Origin of the sequence: Massilia sp. CFBP9026, assembly GCF_034045165.1 — a bacterium.
GTDB lineage: Bacteria > Pseudomonadota > Gammaproteobacteria > Burkholderiales > Burkholderiaceae_D > Telluria > Telluria arenae.
This window is the reverse complement of the sequence record NZ_JAXCWH010000009.1, coordinates 48526-65075: the sequence shown is the minus strand read 5'-3', so window position 1 is coordinate 65075 and position 16550 is coordinate 48526. Positions and strand designations below refer to the sequence as shown.

The following is a 16550-nucleotide window of genomic DNA, read 5'->3' as shown; positions in this document are numbered from 1 at the left end:
AGCAATACGTTTGGTACGAAACAATAGGTCAAACCGGCTGCCAGCGCAAATCCAGCGTCATCGGGAAGCCCGGATTGGGCTCTTCCTTGCGTACCGTGAACGGGCCCGGCGTATGGCCATGCGGCCAGAACCGCGCAACCCGGCGCGCCTCGGCGGCGTTGGCATTGACCGGCGAGCCCGTTTCGTTGCGCCCGCCCGGATGCACCACATGATAGGTGCAGCCGCCGATCGAGCGGCCATTCCAGGTGTCGACCAGGTCGAAGACGAGCGGGGCCTGCACCTTGATGCTGGGGTGCAGCGCCGACCACGGGCTCCAGGCCCGGAAACGCACGCCGGCCACGTACTCGCCGGGCACGCCGGTCGGTTGCAAGGGCAGCATGCGGCCGTTGCAGGCCACCACGTGGCGGCCGTCGGTCAGGCCGGTGACCTTCAGCTGCATGCGCTCGACCGACGAATCGACATAGCGCGCGGTACCGCCGGCCGAGACTTCCTCGCCCAGCACATTCCACGGCTCGATCGCCTGGCGCAACTCCATCTCGACGCCCTCGTAGACGACGCTGCCGAAGCGCGGGAAGCGGAACTCGATGAAGGGATCGAACCAGCGGTCTTCGAAGGCATAGCCGGCCGCGCGCAGGTCGCGCGCGACGTCGCGGATATCCTGGGCGACGAAATGCGGCAGCATCCAGCGGTCGTGCAGGGCGGTGCCCCAGTGCACCAGACGGGCCTGGCAGGGCTGTTTCCAGAAGCGCGCCACCAGCGCGCGCAGCAACAGCATCTGCAGCAGGCTCATGCGTTCGTGCGGCGGCATCTCGAAGGCGCGGAATTCGACCAGACCCAGGCGGCCGGTCGGGCCGTCCGGCGAATACAGCTTGTCGATCGAAAATTCGGCGCGGTGCGTATTGCCGGTCAGGTCGACCAGCAGGTTGCGCAGCAGGCGGTCGACCATCCACGGCTTGTCGCCCGGGTGCAGGGTGGGCAGCACCTGGTCCATTTGCTGGAAGGCGATCGCCAGCTCGTACAGATTGTCGTCGCGCGCCTCGTCGACCCGCGGCGCCTGGCTGGTCGGCCCGATGAAGGTGCCCGAGAACAGGTAGGACAGGGCCGGATGCACCTGCCAATAGGTGATCAGGCTCTTGAGCAGGTCGGGCCGGCGCAGCATCGGGCTGTCGTCGACGCTGGCGCCGCCCAGGGTGGCGTGGTTGCCGCCGCCGGTGCCTGTGTGGCGGCCATCGTGCATGAATTTCTCGGTGCCCAGGCGCGTCAGGCGTGCTTCCTGGTACAGGGTCGTCACGTTGTGCACCAGCTCATTCCAGGTGGCGGCCGGATGGATATTGACTTCGATGACGCCAGGGTCGGGCGTGACGCTGAGCAACTTGATGCGCGGGTCGCGCGGCGGTGCATAGCCTTCGATCCGCAGCTTCATCTTGAGCCTGGCGGCAGTGGTTTCGACCGCACTGACCAGCGCCAGGTAATCCTCGATGCGCTTTTGCGGCGGCATGAACACATACAGGCGCCCGGCGCGCACTTCGACGCACAGCGCGGTGTGGATCACGTCGCGCGCGGCCGGTTCGGCTGGCGCGGCCGGCGTAACCGGTTTGCCGGCCCTGGCGGCCTTGTCCGCCGATTTGCCGGCGGCCAGACCCAGCACCGGGCGCCGGTCCTTCTTCACGGCCGGCAAGGCGGCGCGCGGCGCGAACGGATCGACATCGAACCCGGGATCGCGTTCTTCGGGCAGCACCCACGGCAGCGTGGCCAGCGGCAGGCGCAGGCCGATCGGCGAATCGCCCTCGAGCAGGTACAGGTTTTCGCGCCGCAGCGGCCAGGGCGAGGTGCGCCAGCTGGTGCCGAGCATGACGGCCGGGTCGTATTCCTTCGCCTGCAGCGGCAGCACATAGCCGGCCACCTGGCCCAGGCCGCGCTCGAGCAGGCGCGCCAGCCGGCGCCGTTCCTCCGGCGCCTTGAGGTCGGCTTGCAAGGGATCGAGGTTGCGCGGCAGCGCCTGCTCGCGCTGGGCCTGCAGCAGCACGTCTTCATAGGCCGCGATGGCGCTGCCCGCCGGCAGGCCGAGCGACTTGACCAGCTCGACGATGAAGTGGCCGGCTTCCTCGCTGCCATAGCCATCGTCGATATATTCGTCCGAGAACAGGGACGGATCGAGCCATATTGGCTGGCCGTCGACGCGCCAGAAGATATTCAGGGCCCAGCGCGGCAGCGGCTCGCCCGGATACCATTTGCCCTGGCCATAGTGCAGCATGCCGCCCGGCGCGAAGTGGTTTTTCAGCCGGTGCATCAGATTGCCGGCCAGTTCGCGCTTCTTGTCGCCGTGTGCCAGGGTATTCCATTCCGGTCCGTCCATATCGTCGATCGAGACGAAGGTGGGCTCGCCGCCCTGGGTCAGGCGCACGTCCTGGGCCAGCAGATCGGCATCGACCTGCTGGCCGAGACGGTCGATGGCCTGCCAGTCGGTTTCCGTGTACGGCTTGCTTACGCGCGGGTCTTCATGGATGCGGGTGACCGTCATCTCGTGGATGAAGGTGACCTCGGCCTGGTCGCTGAAGCCCGTCACCGGCGCCGCCGACGAGGGTAGCGCGGTGCAGGCCAGCGGGATATGGCCTTCGCCCGCCAGCATGCCCGAGGTCGGATCGAGTCCGATCCAGCCGGCGCCGGGAATGTACACCTCGGTCCAGGCATGCAGGTCGGTGAAGTCTTCGAGGGGGCCGCTCGGACCGTCGAGTGCTTCCTGGTCGGCGCGCAGCTGGATCAGGTAGCCCGAGACGAAGCGCGCCGCCAGCCCCATTTCGCGCAGGATCTGCACCAGCAGCCAGCCGGTGTCGCGGCATGAGCCGGAACACTTTTCCAGTGTGTCTTCCGGCGTCTGCACGCCAGGCTCCATCCGCAACAGGTAGGCGATATCGCGCTGCAGGCGCTGGTTGATCGCCACCAGGAAGTCGTTGGTATTCATCGGCTGCGCCAGCAGCTCGCGCCGCGCCGCCTCCACCCAGGCCAGCAGGCGGGGACCGGGCGGCTCGGCCTGGGCATACGCGCTCAGCTCCGCCTTGAGTTGCGCCGGATAGGCGAAGGGGAAATTCTCGGCATAGCTCTCGATGAAGAAATCGAAGGGATTGATGACGGTCATGTCCGCAATCAGGTCGACCGTGAACTCGAGTGTGTCCGTTTTTTCCGGGAACACGAAACGGCCGATGTAATTGCCGTATGGGTCTTGCTGCCAGTTGATGAAATGCTCTTGTGGCAGCACCGACAGCGAATACGACAGGATCGGCGTGCGCGCATGCGGGGCCGGACGCAGGCGCACCTCATGCGGCGAGAGGGCGACTTGCCGGTCATAACGGTAGCTGGTCTTGTGGTGCAGCGCGATCCGGATAGCCATGCGGGAATGCCTTTATAGGGGTGGTCACGAACGATACCAGCACATCGATATATTCCTGTTTCAACTGTGCACAAGCATGATTCATACCCGCAATATAATTCGCTGGTGCGGCGCCGCCGAGCTGGCACGTTTCTTGATTGCACCTATGCCACTGGAGGATCCGATGCCGAAATTTTACGATGAAATGTATTCCTCTGCGGCAACAGCAAGGCCTCACTACGACGCCTTCGCGCGCTGGCTTGCCTTGCAGTCGCCGCAACTGATCGCGCAAAAGCGGGCCGAGGCCGAGCTGACCTTCCAGCGGGTGGGCATCACCTTCGCCGTCTACGGCGACAATGCCGGCAAGGAGCGGCTGATCCCCTTCGACATCATCCCGCGCGTGATCGACGCCGCCGAGTGGGCCAAGCTGCAGGCCGGCCTGGTGCAGCGGGTGACCGCACTGAACCGTTTCCTGCACGACGTCTACCATGACCAGGATATCCTGCAGGCGGGCATCATCCCGCCCGAACAGATCCTGAACAATGCGCAGTACCGGCCCGCCATGAAGGGCGTCAGGGTGCCTTCGAATATCTACGCCCATATCGCCGGGGTCGACATCGTGCGCGCGGGCGAGGGCGAGTTCTACGTCCTGGAAGACAATCTGCGGGTGCCTTCCGGCGTGTCCTACATGCTGGAAAACCGCAAGATGATGATGCGGCTGTTCCCCGCGCTGTTCGCGAGCAACCGCGTGGCGCCGGTCGAGCACTATCCCGACCTGCTGCTCGATAACCTGCGCACCGTGGCGCCGCACGGCCTCGACGATCCGACCGTGGTCGTGCTCACGCCGGGCATGCATAACTCTGCCTATTTCGAACACGCCTTCCTGGCCCAGCAGATGGGGGTGGCGCTGGTGCAGGGGCAAGACCTGTATGTCAGCGACGACACCGTCTATATGCGCACCACGCGCGGGCCGAAGCAGGTCGACGTCATCTATCGCCGCATCGACGACGACTACCTTGATCCACGCGCTTTCCGCGCCGAGTCCACCCTGGGCGTGCCGGGCCTGCTCGACGCGGTGCGTGCCGGACGGGTCGGCCTGGCCAATGCCATCGGTACCGGGGTGGCCGACGACAAGTCGATCTATCCCTATGTGCCGGACATGATCGAGTTCTACCTGGGCGAAAAACCGATCCTGAACAACGTGCCGACTTACCAGTGCCGGAAGAAAGAAGATCTCGCGTACACCCTGTCGCGGCTGCCCGAGCTGGTGGTCAAGGAAGTGCACGGCGCGGGCGGCTACGGCATGCTGGTCGGGCCGGCCTCGACCCACGCCGAGATCGAGGCCTTCCGCGAGCGCCTGGTGGCCAACCCGGACGGCTATATCGCCCAGCCCACGCTGGCCTTGTCGGCTTGCCCGACCTATGTCGAAGCGGGCATCGCGCCGCGCCACATCGACCTGCGTCCCTTCGTCTTGTCGGGCAAGACCGTGTCGATGGTGCCGGGCGGCCTGACCCGGGTGGCGCTGCAGGAAGGTTCGCTGGTGGTCAATTCGTCGCAGGGCGGCGGCACCAAGGACACCTGGATTTTGGAGAACTAGCATGTTGAGCCGCACCGCAGATCATTTGTTCTGGATGGCCCGCTACACCGAGCGGGCCGAAAACACGGCCCGCATGCTCGATGTCCGGGTCCAGTATTCGCTGATGCCGCAGTCGGCGCAGGCCGAGCAAAAGGGCTGGCGCAGCATGCTGGGCGTGTCCGAGCTGGAGGCGCAGTTCGAGGCCAAGTACCCCGCGCTGACGCAAGCGAACGTGATCGACTTCATGGTCCGCGATCCGGACAACCCGTCCTCGATCACCAGCTGCCTGCGCGCATCCCGCGAGAACGCGCGCGCCGTGCGCGGCTCCCTGACCACCGAGGTATGGGAAACCGAGAACACGACCTGGCTGATGCTGCAGCAGCATCTCGGCAAGCGCACCTTCGAGCACGATCCCGGCCAGTTCCTGGAATGGGTCAAGTACCGCTCGCACCTGTCGCGCGGCGTCACGCTGGGCACCATGCTCCAGGACGAGGCGTTCAACTTCATCCGCCTCGGCACCTTCCTGGAACGGGCCGACAACACGGCGCGCATCCTCGACGTCAAGTTCAGGTTCGGAGCGCACGATGCGGTCCAGGCCGGGACGCAGGCGGAGTTCTACCAGCTTGCGGCGCTGCTGCGCTCGGTGTCCGCCTTCGAGACCTACCGCAAGGTCTATCGGGACGCCATCACCTCGAAGCGCGTGGCCGAGCTATTGATCCTGCAAGAGAAAATGCCGCGCTCGCTGGTGGCGTGCATCGCCGCGGTGGTGGCCAACCTGAAGGACGTGCGCAATGCGCAGTCGCACGATACCGAGCGCCTGGCCATGGAACTGTACGCCATGCTGCAGTCGGCCCCGATCGGCGACATCCTCGAAGAAGGCTTGCACGCCTTCCTGACCCGCTTCCTGGCGTCGGTCGACGCACTGGGCAACGGCATCAGCCGCGACTTCCTGATCCCGATCGAGCCGGTTTCTTCCGAAGAAGGACAGACTCAATCCCAGACGCAGACCCTGGGCGGGATGACGCAAACCCAGACCCAGACGGCGTGACGGGATGCACCGGCATGGCGCGCGCCGCACCGTTTTGAGGAAAACGGCGGTGCGGGCTTCATGACGGTGCGTCGGCTCAGGCGCCCGGCGTGGCAGGCGCCGGCGTCGCGGCCGGCTTGACCGGCGCCGTCGCTTGCTTGATCTGGGCGCGCACGACGCGGTGCACGAAGTGCAGCTTTTCCAGTACCGGTGGGCTGAGCGTGAACGGATAGGAGTCCGGCATCCCGATGCTGCGATTCAGGCTGTTGAGCACATAAGTCAGCGCGAACCAGTCGCTCAGGGTATCGTCGAACGCGTCCGTCCTGGTCGGCAAGGTGATGCCGTCGAGCGCCGGCTCGTCGGCCTTGCGCGGCTTGAGCTGCAGGCCGCAGGAGTGCGCCGTCTCCAGCGTATCGATCATATGGAGGTAGTGGGCCCAGGTCTCGGCCCAGTCTTCCCATGGGTGCGAGCTGGCATAGCTGCTCACGAAGCGCTCCGCCCAGTCGTCGGCCGGCCCGTTCTCATAGTGACGCTTCAGGCTCTCGCCGTAATCCTGGCGCTCGTCGCCGAACAGGGAGCGGTATTCGTCGATCCACGGGCTATTGGCCACCAGGCGGTCGAAATAGTAATGGCCGCTTTCGTGACGGAAATGGCCCAGCAGCGTGCGATAGCGCTCGTGCATCTGCTCGCGCGTGCGTTCGCGCTCGGCCGGATCGGCTTCGGCGATGTTCAGGGTGATCACGCCGTCGGCATGGCCGGTCATCACGCACTGGTCCGTCACGCCGTCTTCCAGGAACTGGAATGCAAGGCCGGTCTCCGGCTCGTTTTCCTTCGACGCCGGGGTGAGGTTCAGCGTCGCCAGCGAAAACAGCAGACGGCGCTTGGCCGCTTCGAGACGCGCCCACAGGATGCGGTTTTTTTCGGAGGTCAGCGCCGGGATGATCACGGTCAGCTGGCACGAGGCACATAAATCGTGAGGGTCATCCGCAGGCAGCATCCAGTTGCATACATTGTGCTGAACATAGTTGCTGCATTGTTTATAGACCTTGCCGGCGTCGGTGCGGTTCAGGCTGCGCCACAGGCCCTCCTCGGTCTGCTCGAAGCTGTTGACGCTGCGCGTGGCCGGCTGGTAGCCGAGCGTGCTGTCGCAGTTGAAGCAGAGGGTGTTTTCAAAAAAAATCTGTTGTGAGCACTTGTCGCAGTGAAAGGTTTTCATGGCAGAAATAAGAGTGGGCTGACGGGCGTATTCGATATTAATAATCTAACAGCAAAACCGATCCCGGCAGGCACGTGTCAGACAACGCCGCATATCGTGCGCGCGTGCGACGAGCTTGCTGCAATGAGCAGTGCGGACACAACGATGGCGAGTTCCGGCCGCTGGCGCCGTTTCTGCGGCGCCAGCGAAGCCGCAGCGGGTCAGCCGGCCGCAGCTGCAGCGGACGCCGGCCGAATATTCTGATTGGTACGGAACAGATTGTCCGGGTCGTAGGTCGCCTTGATCTGCGCCAGGCGCGCATAGTTGGCGCCATACGCATCGGACGTACGCTCGCCTTCGTCCTGCGGCATGAAGTTGACATAGACGCCGCCGCTCGCATACGGCGTGGCATCCGCAAAGAAATCGCGTGCCCAGGCAATGCAACGTTCGTCGTCGGCCGGATCGTCCCAGCGCGTGTGCACGTTCATCACGTACAGCGCGTCGCGGTGCGGATAGGCGGTCGCCTGCGGCGGCGGCGCCCCGGCCTGGCCGCCCAACAGACCAAGAAAGATTTCGCACTGCGAGGTGGGCAGGTTGCCGGCATAGCGCATGACGACATCGATGGCCCCGTCGCTCAGTTGCGCGAAATTATGCGATTTCCAGTAGTTGCGCGCGCCTGGCGTGAGCATCGGATCGAAGATCTGCTGCCAGGCCGCATAGGGCATGGGGCCGACATGCATGCCCAGCGGTTCGCCCAGCTTGGCCATGCGCGCGATGCCGGCGTCCACGGCGTCGCTCGGCGATGGGGAAAACACCGGCAGCACCAGCACGTCCTGGCCATGCACTTGCGGCGCCAGGAACGGCAATGGCGGGGCCTTGCGCAGGACGGCCCAGACCGTGAGGTCGGGCGCCATGGTAGCGACGGCATCGCGGTATTGCTGCAACACCGACCGGGCCTGGTCAAACGGATAGACGATCAGCCCGGCCTTGATGTGCGGGCCCACCGGGTGCAGGGCGAACTCGAAACGCGTGACCACGCCAAAATTGCCGCCGCCGCCACGAATGGCCCAGAACAGGTCGGGATGCTCGGTCGCGCTCACCTGCAGGCGCCCGGCGTCGGCAGTAACCATCTCGGAGGACAGCAGATTGTCGGCCGCCAGGCCCAGCGTGCGGCTGAGCCAGCCGAAGCCGCCACCCAGGGTCAGGCCCGCCACGCCGGTGGTGGAGTTGATGCCCAGCGGCGTCGCCAATCCGTAGGCCTGGGCTTCGTGGTCGAAGTCGCGCAGGGTGGCGCCGCCTTCCACCCAGGCGCGGCGTCGCTCCGGATCGACCTGCACCGACTTCATGCGCGACAGGTCGATCACCAGCCCGTCATCGCACAGCGCGCTGCCGGCGATATTGTGGCCGCCGCCACGCACGGCCAGCCGCAGCTGGTGGTTGCGCGCATAGGCCAGCGACGCGCGTACGTCGGCCGTGCCGGCGCAGCGCACGATGATGGCCGGATGCCGGTCGATCATCGCATTCCAGACGGCACGGGCATCGTCGTAGCCCGGATCATTGGCCTGGAGGATTTCTCCTCGTATTACACCCCGTAACTCATTGAACTGCCCATTCGTCAACGTGTTCATGACGCACCTCGCAGATGGTTGGTTCGACGCCTCGCTTCATGATAGGAAGGCGATGTGCGTTGACGCAAGCTCATGAGATGGAAATAGAGCGCAGGAATAGGAACTGGAGAATCGACAACGTCGGGCCATGGAAGAGGCCATTGGTCCAGCACAAACGGCGGCGCAAGTGCGAGCTGCGACATACCGTGCGCATCGGCTGCAACGCATGATGGAGCCCCTTCCCGGCGCCATCCATGGCGACCGGCCCGACGTACCACTTTTAATGGAGACATGCATGCGTATCGCTCGAAGAAACGATGTGTCGACCGGCAGCCCGATATCGGGGCTGTCCCGCCTGGCCTTGCTGGTGGTCGCGATGTGGACATCCGCAACGGCGCTTGCGCAGCCGGCGTCAGGCGAGGTGGATGGAAAAAATGGCACGCAGCGCACGAGCTACCGCGTAATCAACCTCGGCCCCGGCACGATCGCGACCTACCCCGACATCAACGCCGCCGGCCAGGTGGCATTCTCGATGGTGAACGGCGGGCGCACGACGGGTTTCTTCTTTGACGGCGCCGCGATAAAAAACATCGGCTCGCTGGGCGGCGGCATCACGTATGCGAACGACCTGAACGAGGCCGGCCAGATCGCCGGCACCTCGATCAACGAACAGGGCGTCGAGAACGCCTTCGTCTGGAGCACGGGTGGCGGCATGCTCGACATCCGCGCCGAACCGGGCCGGGGCCGCTCGTATGGCTGGGCCATCAACAACCGCGGCGTCGTCACTGGCTCATTCGGCGACTCGGCGCGTCCGTTCCGCTGGAGTCACGCCGGCGGCGTGGAAGACCTGGGCGTCACGCCGGCCTTCCAGCAACCTGCCGGCCGCGTACTCAACGACGCCGGCCTGATCGCGGGCGTGACCACGATCGACGACGAATTCACGCGCGTGTTCGCCTGGACGCGTGCGAGCGGCCTGGTCGACATCGACACGCTGGGCAGCGTCGAATCTTCGCCTGTGGCCGTAGGCGCCGGGGGCGAGGTGGCGGGCAATCGCCTGGCTTCCTGGGACGATGGCGGCGATCGCCCCTTCCTGTGGACGCGCGCCACCGGCATGGTCGACCTCGGGATCGGCCGCGGCACCACGGCCTGGGTCAATGCGATGACGCCGGGCCTGCACATCGCCGGCGGCATCGGTTTTGCCGACGGACGCCAGCGTGCGATGTCATGGACACGGCGCAGCGGCATGCGCGAACTCGGCACCCTGGGAGGCAGGACCTCGGTCGCGCGCGGCGTCAATGCAAAGGGGCAGATCGTCGGCTTTGCCGAGGACAAGGCCGGCGCCATGCGCGCCTTCGTCTGGACCGCGGGCAGCGGCATGCTGGACCTGAATTGGCGCCTGCGGCGCGTGCCGCCGACGCTGGTGCTTGAACACGCGATGGCGATCAACGAGCGGGGTGAAATCGTGGCCAGTTCGAATGCCGGACTGGTATTACTCAGGCCGAATGATGGGCGCAAAGCCGGACCCACGGTCGGGCCGATTGTCGCAGCACGCACGATCGAGGTCGGTGCGCCGCTGCAGGCGTCGGTGTCGTTCGTGGATGGCGACCAGGTCGGCACGCGCGGCGTGGATTGGTCGTGGGGAGACGGCAGTGGTGGGGCGGCGCGCCGGATCGACGAGCGCGGCGGCGTGGCCAGCGCGCGCGCCAGCCACAGTTTCTCGGCGCCGGGGAACTACACGGTGACGGCCACGGTGGTCGGCCGGGATGGCCGTCGCACCGTGGTCAGCCAGGAGGTGGAAGTGACTGCGCCGTAGGAGGCAATCAACCCTTCTTCTGGGCCGCGATCCAGCGGTCGGTCGCCGCTTCGAGCACGTCGAGCGGCACCGCGCCGTGCGACAGCACCTCGTTATGGAAGGCGCGCAGGTCGAAGTCCTTGCCCAAGGTCTTCTCGGCGCGCGTACGCAGTTCGCGCAGCTTCAGTTCACCGATCTTGTAGCTCAGGGCCTGGCCCGGAATCGCGATATAGCGCTCGACTTCCTGCACCGCCGTCACTTCGTTCTGCGGCACGTTGTCCATGAAGTAGGCGATCGCCTGTTCGCGCGTCCAGCCTTTCGAGTGGATGCCGGTATCGACCACCAGGCGCACGCCGCGCCAGATTTCGGCGGTCAGGCGGCCCACCCACTGCCATGGGTCGTTGTACATGCCGATTTCCTGGCCCAGCATTTCGCTGTACAGGCCCCAGCCTTCCGAGAAGGCGGTGCTGCCGCCGAAGCGGCGGAAGGCCGGCAGGCCAGTGGTTTCCTGCGCCAGGCTGCGCTCGAAGTGGTGGCCGGGAATGGCTTCATGCAGGAAGAAGGCGGTGGTCGTGAAGTTGGTGCGGGTCTCCGGCTTGTAGGCGTTGAAGTAGAAGACGCCCGGACGCTTGCCGTCGACCGAACCGCGCTGGTAAGAGGCCGGGGCCGCGCTCACCTCGCGGAAGGCTTCCACCGGACGGATCTCGAACGGCGCCTTGGGCACGCGCGCGAACAGCTGGTCGACCTTGGCCTCGACGCGCGGACGCATCGCCTCGTAGGCCGCCTGGATCTCTTCACGCGACTTGAAGCGCAGCTCGGGCGCGGTATTGAGGTGATTGAAGAATTCCTTCAGCGTGCCCTGGAAGCCGACTTTGACCTTGGCTTCCTCGAACTGGGCGCGGATGCGCGCGACTTCGCGCAGGCCGATCTCGTGGATTTCCTCCGGCGTCTGATCGGTGGTGGTCGAGCGGCGCGCGAGGAAGGCATACCACTCCTTGCCGCCTGGCAGAGAGCCGATGCCGGCCGTGTCGCGGCCCGCAGGCAGGTAGGTATCCTTCATGAAGGCCAGCAGCTTGCGGTTAGCCGGCGCCAGCTGTTCGCGCACCATCTTGCCGTAGGCTGCAGTCAGGCGTGCCTTGTCGGCGGCGCTGAAGGACGCCGGGAATTTCTTCGTCGGCCCCATATAGGTGCTGGTGTCGAGATTGTCGCTGCCGACGTTCTCGAGCTGCGGCAGCACGCGCTGGATCAGCGCCTTCGGCATCACGATGCCCTGCTTGATGCCGGCGCGCATATTGGCAATGCTGTCGTCGACGGCCGGCGCGTAGCCGGCGGCGCGCTTGAGCCAGTTCTCGTAATCCTGCACGGTCTGGAACGGCTGCGTCGAGGCGCCGGAACCCAGTTGGGCCATCAACAGATGCAGGCCCGAGAACTGATCCACCGGCACCAGGTCGGACGGGAAGCGCAGGCTGTCGAGGTCTTGCTGCAGGCGGTAGCGCAGCAGGTCATAGCTGATGCGGTCTTCCGAGGGCAGCGGCGCCGGATCGAACTTGTCGCTGCTGGCGAGGTATTTTTCGGCCAGCGCGCGGGTCTGCTTGCGGCTCTCGGCCGACGAGGTCGGGCCGAAGCGGTCGTTGTAGCGATGGTCGCCATTGAAGGTGGCGGCGATCGGGTTTTCGCGCAGGTAGTCTTCCCAGTAGTCGCTATACAACTGGTTCATCTTTTCCGGCGTGGCCGGCGTCTTGACTTGGGCGACGGCGGGGAGGGCGGCGAATAGCGCAGTGCACAGCGCCGTGCGCAGCGCAGTGCGTAGGGTATTGGGGAGCGAGCGGGTCATGTCTTCTCTAGGTGGTCAGGGCAATGTAAGAATAGCATGATGGTCCAGGTGCAATACAAGAGGCAGACTGCTCGCCGCAGAAACCCTTGCAGCCCGATTGTCCAGTGGTAAGCTATTGATGTTGTCATACCAACCCAGAGGGATTCCATGAAACCGCTGTTCTCCTCCGATGACGAAGCGAAGGCCGCGTCGACGACCCCCGTGACGCCTGCCGCCGGTCTGCCGCCCTTGCTGGATCCGTCCATCACGCCGGACGCGCTGCCGGCACTGCGGCCGGAGGCGAGCGCAGCACCGGTGATCCCCGTCGACCTCACCGGCATCGACGACAAGGCCATCGAGACCCTGGGCAGCGCCGCTGGCCCGGGTGTGGCGAAGGTGTCGGCCAAGCTGCTGGGCACCGTGCGCGCCTCGGACGCGGACGTCTTCGGCACGCAGCTGAACGAACTGATCGCCACCTCGAAGGGGCTGGACCCGGCCAAGCTCAAATCGGGCGGCCTGCTGTCGCGCGTGTCGAACATGTTCGGCTCGGTGAAGGAAAAGATGCTGTCGCAATACCAGGTGGTCGAGTCGCGCATGGATACCCTGGTGTCCGAGATGACGCGCCACGCCAATGTGCACCGGGCGCGCATCCACGATTTCGACGAGATGTACAAGGGTCTCGAGATCTACTATCAAGGCCTGGATGCCGACGTGAAGAAGGGCGAGGCCTGGGCCGACCGCCTGCGCCAGGCGGTCGCGCAGCAAACCGCGGCGGCCAATGCCTTCGAGGCGCAGCAGGCGACGGAACTCAGGCGCCGTCTCGAGCGTCTCGAAAAACGCATCGACGACCTGCGCCGCGCGATGTTGATGGCCACGCAGATGGTGCCGCAGATCCGCCTGTCGCAAGACAATGCGCGCGCGTTGACCGACACCTTCACCGACATCGTCAACGTGTCGATCCCGGCCTGGCGCAATGTGTTCTCGCTCTACCTGCTGCAGCTGGAAGCCAAGCAGAGCGCGGCGGTTGCCAACGCCGCCTACGACGCCACCGACGCGGCCTTCCGCGCCCAGGCCGATATGCTGCTGGAAAATACCGAGACGGTCGCGCGCGCCAAGCAGCGCTCCATCGTCAGCCTTGAAACCGCGCAGCACGTGCAGACGCAGCTGGTGACCGCGTTCGACAAGCTCGAACAGATCTCGAACGAAGGCCAGCAACGCCGCCGCGACGAGCTGCCGAAACTGCAGGCGCTGGAGCAGGAGCTGATCGCCCGGTTCTCGCCAGGCGCGGCGTAATTTCAACTCACTATACAAGGAGAGCTCATGTCGACGACGCTCCAGACTGGCCACCGCATCAACCTCGAAAAATCCGCACCGGGCTTGAAGCGCGTACGGATCGGCCTCGGATGGAAGGTCAATGCGGCCGAGGGCCATGCCTTCGATCTCGACTCGTCGGTGTTCCTGTGCAAGAAGGACGTGGACGACCATCCGGTCATGATCAGCAACGCCCACTTCGTCTATTACAACCACACGACCTCGCCCGATGGCGCCGTGGTGCACTCGGGCGACAACCGCACGGGCGACAAGGATGGCGACGACGAAATCATCACCGTCGACCTGGGCAAGGTCGATGCGGCGGTGATGGAAATGCCGATCGTGGTCACCATCCACGATGCCGAAGTGCGCAAGCAGAACTTCGGCAGCGTCTCTGGCGCTTATGTGAAGGTGTACAACGCCGATACCGGCGAGACGATCGCTGAATACAACCTGAACGAAGACTACTCGGACAAGACCGCGCTGCAATTCGGTTCGCTGTACCGCAAGGATGGCGAGTGGCGCTTCCAGGCCGTTGGCGCGGGGTTCAAGCTGAACCTGGCGACGTTTATTCGCAAGCTGGGCGGCACTGTCTGAGCAGCGGTACGTTTTCTCTTCCTGAGCGCTAATGGCTTGCGCCGGCGGGTAGACCGATGACAGACCAGAAGCCCAAGGCATTCGACTTCGGCGATGCGCCAGAGCCGCCCTCCGATCCGGTCGACCGTCCGGCTGGGCCGCGGGCGTTCGATTTCGGCGACGAGCACGATGACCCGGCGACGCCAGACCGCAATAGTCCGCCCAGGGCGCTGTCCTTCGACGATGTTCCTGCGGTTCCGGCTGCGTCTGCCGTGACCAGGAAAACCGTGGCCCGGCCGCTGTTCGACAGCGAAGACCATCCGGCGGTGCGCGATGCGCTTGCCACCGTCCACGCCGAGTATCCGAATGTGTTCGTGCATTCGGAGCAGCGCCTGGCCATCCTGTTTCGCCGCATCTTGCCAGTGAGGCTGGCGCTGGTGACCGAGTGGGCCGAAGGGCCGCTGATGGAGCAGGCGGCGCTGCTCCAGCCCATCACCGAACTCGTGTTGAAATTCACGCAGATGGGCGTGCCGGCGCTGCTGGAAGCGGCGCTCGAGACCACCAAGGGGGCGCCGAGCATGTTCGGCCGGCTGTTCCGTCGCCCGACAACGCCTGCCGAGTACCGGCCGGTGCTGACGTCGTCGCGCACGCAGCTCATGCAGTTGATGGCCGACAGCGAGGTCGCCATGCGCAATCTGGAGGAATCGGCGAAGGGGCTGGGCTTGCACCTGCTCGTGCTGGCCGTGGTGTCGACACTCGTCGAGGATGCGCCGGATGCGGCCTTGCGCGATGCGCTCGTGCAGCGCCGCACCTTGATCCAGCAGGCGGTGCGCCAGGCGGAGTTGTCGGTGCTGCAGATGAAGCAGGTGCGGCAGCAGGCGGCGGATTTGATCGGGCAGGTGTCGTCGTTCTTGACCGTCACCTTGCCGGCGGTGGAAATGGCGCAGGCGCAGGGCGGGGCGCGCTAGGCGCCAGGCGCCCTGAAACAGGTGCGGCTGTTAGAATTTGCCATAGCCTCACTGCCCATTTTCAGGAGTACAGACATCCTACGTTTTCTCATCACTGCGGCAATCGGCAGGCCAAGATTGACGGCCGCCGTTGCGATATTCATGTTGGCCGCCTTGGCCGGGACGATGACCTATACGGGTTATCTCGTCATCGGGGTGGTGGCCGATTATCTCGGCACGGGCCGGATCGCGGCAGGGCTGCTGCTCGGCATTCTTTTCGCGAGATTTCCCTGGATAAGTCAGGGCAAGCTGCGCATTGTCGGCCTCTTGCCCAAGCCTGTCCGTCGACCGCTTATCGTGAGCATACTTGCACTGGGCCTGTTCACCTTCGTGGCGCGAGGCGACTACGTGCCTGCACTGTTTACCGGTGTCGCGACGGCGTTTGTCCTCGCTTACCCATGGCTGCGGCGAGCGATTGTCGATCGCATGTCTTCGTCTGTGTTCACATTCGCCGGCCAAAAGCGCCCCGAGCGCACCGACGATACGGTCATTGAAGGTGAATTCAGGGAACGGAAAGAATGAGCTCGATTGCTGCCGGCCACATGCGGAAAACCGCGTCGTAAGCACTCTCCTTGCGCGCAACGCGCTGGGCGCGGGTGCTACACTGCGCGCCTTACACTCCAAAGCCACTGCCATGACCAACAAACAACAGCCTCCAGCCAAACAGCCAGCCGGGGCATCCACCGGCCGAGTGGCAAATCCCTTCCTCGATGCCGAGTTCTACCACCGGATGCGCGACTACACCGAACGCGATGCCGCCTTCTCGAAAGAGTTGGCCGCCATCAATGAAAGCGGCGCGGGCAAGCAGAGCACCGACATGCGCACGGCGCCGTCGCTGCAATTGCTGCGTGCAGTCGTCAAGAAAGGGGTATCGCTGGATACCATGTTGGAACGGATCGTGCAGGGTGTGGAAATGGGCCTGTGGGAGCCGTGGCTGAGCAGCTTCGGCATCGAGATCCGCGGCGTCAATTACGCCAAGGGTGAGCAGCGCAACGCCCGCCTGGCGCTCGACATGAGCCTGGCGTGCAAGGTCAATTCCGTGTTCGCCAACGCAGGCATCACCAACTGGCGCAGCCTGGTGGCCGAGGACTGCGCCCAGATCAAGATCGACAAGCCGACCGTCAGTTCCGGCGCCAAGCTGTACGCCATCTTCTATCTGGATGCGCCAGGGAAGTGACTAGCTAAATCAGCAGCTGAGCCCAGGGTGACATCGAAGCACCGACACACGAATTTGCGATCTTCTGCTTTGGCAAGCGGGCGACCAGTCCGTACCAGCATT

Annotated in this window: 12 protein-coding genes; 8 read left to right on the top strand and 4 right to left on the bottom strand. The window is 64.9% G+C overall.

Annotated elements, in window-relative coordinates:
- Positions 1 to 28: 28 nt before the first annotated feature.
- Positions 29 to 3388 (bottom strand): transglutaminase family protein, encoded by a 3360-nt coding sequence (locus SOM28_RS20805; protein WP_320469304.1) that lies wholly within the window; start codon positions 3386 to 3388, stop codon positions 29 to 31.
- A gap of 163 nt (positions 3389 to 3551) precedes the next feature.
- On the opposite strand from SOM28_RS20805, the gene SOM28_RS20800 reads away from it, so the two are divergent.
- The gene (locus tag SOM28_RS20800) at positions 3552 to 4964 is read left to right on the top strand and encodes a circularly permuted type 2 ATP-grasp protein (RefSeq protein WP_123068592.1); all 1413 of its coding nucleotides are present in this window, start codon (positions 3552 to 3554) and stop codon (positions 4962 to 4964) included.
- Position 4965: 1 nt separating this feature from the next.
- Positions 4966 to 5991 carry an alpha-E domain-containing protein gene (locus SOM28_RS20795; RefSeq protein WP_320469303.1) on the top strand — a complete coding sequence of 342 codons (1026 nt, stop codon included), beginning with the start codon at positions 4966 to 4968 and terminating at the stop codon, positions 5989 to 5991.
- Positions 5992 to 6067: 76 nt separating this feature from the next.
- Here SOM28_RS20795 and SOM28_RS20790 read toward each other — a convergent pair whose 3' ends face one another.
- Positions 6068 to 7186 carry a zinc-binding metallopeptidase family protein gene (locus SOM28_RS20790; RefSeq protein ID WP_320469302.1) on the bottom strand — a complete coding sequence of 373 codons (1119 nt, stop codon included), beginning with the start codon at positions 7184 to 7186 and terminating at the stop codon, positions 6068 to 6070.
- A gap of 200 nt (positions 7187 to 7386) precedes the next feature.
- Positions 7387 to 8793 (bottom strand): FAD-binding oxidoreductase, encoded by a 1407-nt coding sequence (locus SOM28_RS20785; RefSeq protein ID WP_320469301.1) that lies wholly within the window; start codon positions 8791 to 8793, stop codon positions 7387 to 7389.
- 274 nt (positions 8794 to 9067) lie between these two features.
- On the opposite strand from SOM28_RS20785, the gene SOM28_RS20780 reads away from it, so the two are divergent.
- Positions 9068 to 10585 carry a PKD domain-containing protein gene (locus SOM28_RS20780; RefSeq protein WP_320469300.1) on the top strand — a complete coding sequence of 506 codons (1518 nt, stop codon included), beginning with the start codon at positions 9068 to 9070 and terminating at the stop codon, positions 10583 to 10585.
- Between the two features lie 7 nt (positions 10586 to 10592).
- Here the strand turns inward: SOM28_RS20780 and SOM28_RS20775 are convergent, their stop codons facing one another.
- Entirely contained in the window at positions 10593 to 12398 is a 1806-nt protein-coding gene (locus tag SOM28_RS20775; RefSeq protein ID WP_320469299.1) for a DUF885 domain-containing protein, read from the bottom strand.
- 147 nt (positions 12399 to 12545) lie between these two features.
- Between SOM28_RS20775 and SOM28_RS20770 the strand changes: the two genes are divergently transcribed.
- From SOM28_RS20770 to SOM28_RS20750, 5 genes are all read left to right on the top strand, one after another.
- A complete protein-coding gene (locus SOM28_RS20770; protein WP_147936838.1) occupies positions 12546 to 13670 on the top strand; it encodes a toxic anion resistance protein in 1125 nt (374 codons plus the stop codon).
- Positions 13671 to 13697: 27 nt separating this feature from the next.
- On the top strand, positions 13698 to 14285 hold the full coding sequence (locus tag SOM28_RS20765; protein WP_320469298.1) for a TerD family protein: 588 nt from the start codon (positions 13698 to 13700) through the stop codon (positions 14283 to 14285).
- A 56-nt stretch (positions 14286 to 14341) separates the two neighbouring features.
- The gene (locus tag SOM28_RS20760; RefSeq protein ID WP_320469297.1) at positions 14342 to 15232 is read left to right on the top strand and encodes a hypothetical protein; all 891 of its coding nucleotides are present in this window, start codon (positions 14342 to 14344) and stop codon (positions 15230 to 15232) included.
- A 117-nt stretch (positions 15233 to 15349) separates the two neighbouring features.
- Positions 15350 to 15793: a hypothetical protein gene (locus SOM28_RS20755; protein ID WP_320469296.1), complete on the top strand. Its 444-nt coding sequence runs from the start codon at positions 15350 to 15352 to the stop codon at positions 15791 to 15793.
- Positions 15794 to 15905: 112 nt separating this feature from the next.
- Positions 15906 to 16448: a hypothetical protein gene (locus SOM28_RS20750; protein ID WP_320469295.1), complete on the top strand. Its 543-nt coding sequence runs from the start codon at positions 15906 to 15908 to the stop codon at positions 16446 to 16448.
- Positions 16449 to 16550 lie beyond the last annotated feature (102 nt).